This is a genomic window from Actinocrinis sp. (genome assembly GCF_035938995.1).
Taxonomy (GTDB): Bacteria; Actinomycetota; Actinomycetes; order Streptomycetales; family Catenulisporaceae; genus DASZGI01.
In genome coordinates this window covers 1-2,622 of the sequence record NZ_DASZGI010000280.1, presented here as the reverse complement: position 1 = coordinate 2,622, position 2,622 = coordinate 1, and the positions used below count along the sequence as shown (strand labels likewise).

Below are 2,622 nucleotides of genomic sequence, written 5' to 3'. Positions count from 1 at the left end.
GGGAGTCGTCGCGCCGCTGTTACTGCCGCAGGCCGCCGCGAGGACGAGCAGGGCGACGAACCCGCCGACATGCCCGCTGAGGCCGCGCTTGGCCTTCTGTTTCCCGGCCGCGGGACGTATCTCTGGGTCGGAGCCGGAGTCAGGAGCGGTGGGTGTGGTCACGGTCGGTCAATCTATCGAAACGTAGAGCACTGGCGAGGATGATTAGTCGAACTCACGCGGTAACGTCGGTTTCGGTGGTATATCCCGTGAGGCCACGGTGGCGTTGCGAACTGCCGCCTGGGCGCCCCCACGGGACTGCTTGGTCCACCACGTGCTGACCCGCTGGACGATGACTTCCATTGGCCGAATGATCGGGCACGCCCGGGTGTCCGCTGCCGCGTTTGTCGGGCGCCCGGCGCGGCCGCGTACCCCTGTACTCGAACCACTCTCCCTCGCTCAGCAAGAGCTGGGATCATGGCGAGGCTGTGACCGGTCGAGAGCGTGTGGACACAACGGCTTCGGGATCAACCGGCGCTGTCAGCGGCGGCCCGAGCTGCGCTGGTTAGCACGGCCTCGATAGCTTCTCGCAGGGGTATCTTCGTTCCGCCGAGCAGGGCGCGAGTGATGGCAATCGCCTGGAACGCGCTCATCTCGCGCTCGACGAGCAGTTCTTGGACGGCCTGCATGCCCTGGTGCGCCAGCACGGGGCGGCAATCCTCCACCAACGCGGCCCATTGAGTGGCGACCTCGGCTGGCAGGCCCGTGTGGTCGTCGAACATGATCGCTCCCCTCCAGTCCCGTGCGGCTTGGGCAGTGCCGCTTGGATGACAGTCGGGCCCTGGGGCGACGCGGGTCAATTGCTTTTCCGGCGCGACGGTCCAAAGCCTCAAGGATCACTCTCGGCGGCGGGTTTTCGCCGGGCGTATCATGCGGTGGAGACGAGGTTGAGGGCGGGGCCCGGCGTGGCCAGAAAGAGGGCCAGGACGCTGAGGCGGCGCTGATGGCGGGTGCGGCGGTACCTGCTCAGCATTCAACCGGCGACGACAGAGCGCCGCAGCGTCGGCTTCCACTCCATCCACGAGCGGCTGGACACCACCACCCCCGGCGGCATGTTCGTCTTCCACGTCTTCGCCGCGCTGGCCATTATCTCAAGCTTGAGGATCTATCACAGCCGTGACCTGCGCCGCCATGTCGACGACACTGTCCTTGTCGGCGTCGTGTAGGCCGTCGGCCTGGAAGCTTGTGACGGTGATCGTTATCGAAGCGTTGCGCTCGGCTCAGAGCAAGGGCGGGAAGTAGAGGACTTCGACGAACATGATGCGCCCGTCGACAACGTCAAGCACGACCATGCCGTGGTCGGCGTGAAGCGGGATGTTGCAGTGTCCGGGGCCGTACGCACCATCAGGTCGCGGCGCGGTATAGAAGCTCTTACAGAAGTCGTCTTCGCATGGACACTGCTCGACGACGGCCAGATCGTGGGCGCAGGTGGCGAGGTCGGTGTGTCCTTCGGTGTTGAGCAGCGAGATCAGCTCCGCGGAAAAGACCGGGAAGGCCTCGTGCAGGAGCGGGGGCCGGTCAGTCATCAGCTTGAGACTCTGTCGACGGTCGGCCTGCACCCGAGTCGAGGAGCGCGCAGAACGTGCCGACCGGAGCCGCTTGAGGCCAGTCGGACGCGGAGTATTCCGCCGCGTGACTGCTTCCGCGCACCTGGTCGATGTGGAGCAGGGCGCCGAGCGCCCAGTCCTGGTTGTAGGCGTACTGCGCTGCCGGGTAGCGGTCGAGGTATGCAGCCAGGACGGCTGCGTCCTGGTCTGTGCCAAAGCGGGCCAAGGCGAGGCAATAACCCTCGCCGGCGTAGACAAGTTCGCTGGCAAGCAGGAGTTCGGCCAGCCAGCCCCGGAAGCGCTCGCGCCGACCGATGGCGATCAGCCAGGATGCGGTCAGTCGCGACCGCCACTCGCTTTCCAGCAGTGCTTCGAGCTCTTTGTCGCTGATCTCGCGTGCCGGCGTGTGCAGCGCCTGCAGGAACGCGGCTCGCTCGCCCTCGGACATTGTGCGCGTGAAGTTGCCGCCGAGTAGATGCAGGTACCGCTTGATTTTGCCGTCGCCGGCAACTACGTAACGGCGGATCGCGGTGGTCAGCTCGACATCATCGGCCCGGGGAAAGCGCACAGGCCTGTCTCGCTCAGTGTCTCCTGGCGGAAGCCGTGAACTACTCGTCCTGGGCGCGCCTATCGAGCTGCCAGGTAACAGGCCCGAGCACCCGCACCGCCGCCGAACCGCCACCGCTGTTTAAGGCGGCGGCAAGCCCGTGACCAACATGGATGAATAATCGGCACGCACAACGTGCTCGCGGTCATCGACCACGTCACCCCGCCTCTGCTTGCATGCGGTTGACCTCATTCATATGACGAATTATCTTATGATTTCGATTCGCCGACTCCCTCCAGCGTTGTAAGGGGCTGCTACCCATGTCGCGTCACTTTCCCATCTGCGCCCTCGTGGGTGTGTTCTCCCTCGCGGCGGGCGCCCTGGCGCTCGCCCCCGCACCGGCCGACGCGGCCGATGTCCTTACCGCCGCGCCGGGCGGGCACGGCACCGCGTGTTCCGTGCACCAGCCGTGTTCGATCCAGCAGGCGA

At 65.8% G+C, this 2,622-nt stretch carries 4 protein-coding genes; 1 reads left to right on the top strand and 3 read right to left on the bottom strand.

Annotation, left to right across the window (positions count from 1 at the left end; all coding sequences use genetic code 11):
* Window positions 1-506: 506 nt before the first annotated feature.
* Window positions 507-761 carry a hypothetical protein gene (locus VGZ32_RS19215; RefSeq protein WP_326887466.1) on the bottom strand — a complete coding sequence of 85 codons (255 nt, stop codon included), beginning with the start codon at window positions 759-761 and terminating at the stop codon, window positions 507-509.
* Window positions 762-989: 228 nt separating this feature from the next.
* On the opposite strand from VGZ32_RS19215, the gene VGZ32_RS29085 reads away from it, so the two are divergent.
* Window positions 990-1,205, top strand: coding sequence for a hypothetical protein (locus tag VGZ32_RS29085; protein ID WP_326887465.1), 216 nt, complete (start codon window positions 990-992; stop codon window positions 1,203-1,205).
* 54 nt (window positions 1,206-1,259) lie between these two features.
* Here VGZ32_RS29085 and VGZ32_RS19205 read toward each other — a convergent pair whose 3' ends face one another.
* Window positions 1,260-1,565: a hypothetical protein gene (locus VGZ32_RS19205; RefSeq protein ID WP_326887464.1), complete on the bottom strand. Its 306-nt coding sequence runs from the start codon at window positions 1,563-1,565 to the stop codon at window positions 1,260-1,262.
* Window positions 1,558-2,154, bottom strand: coding sequence for a DUF6000 family protein (locus tag VGZ32_RS19200; protein ID WP_326887463.1), 597 nt, complete (start codon window positions 2,152-2,154; stop codon window positions 1,558-1,560). The genes VGZ32_RS19205 and VGZ32_RS19200 overlap by 8 nt, the downstream gene beginning before the upstream one ends.
* Between the last annotated feature and the right edge of the window lie 468 nt (window positions 2,155-2,622).

Bases quoted from the DNA above. Each gene is read 5' to 3' on its own strand.
- VGZ32_RS19215 (WP_326887466.1), bottom strand. From the start codon at position 761: ATGTTCGACGACCACACGGGCCTGCCAGCCGAGGTCGCCACTCAATGG.
- VGZ32_RS19205 (WP_326887464.1), bottom strand. From the start codon at position 1,565: ATGACTGACCGGCCCCCGCTCCTGCACGAGGCCTTCCCGGTCTTTTCC.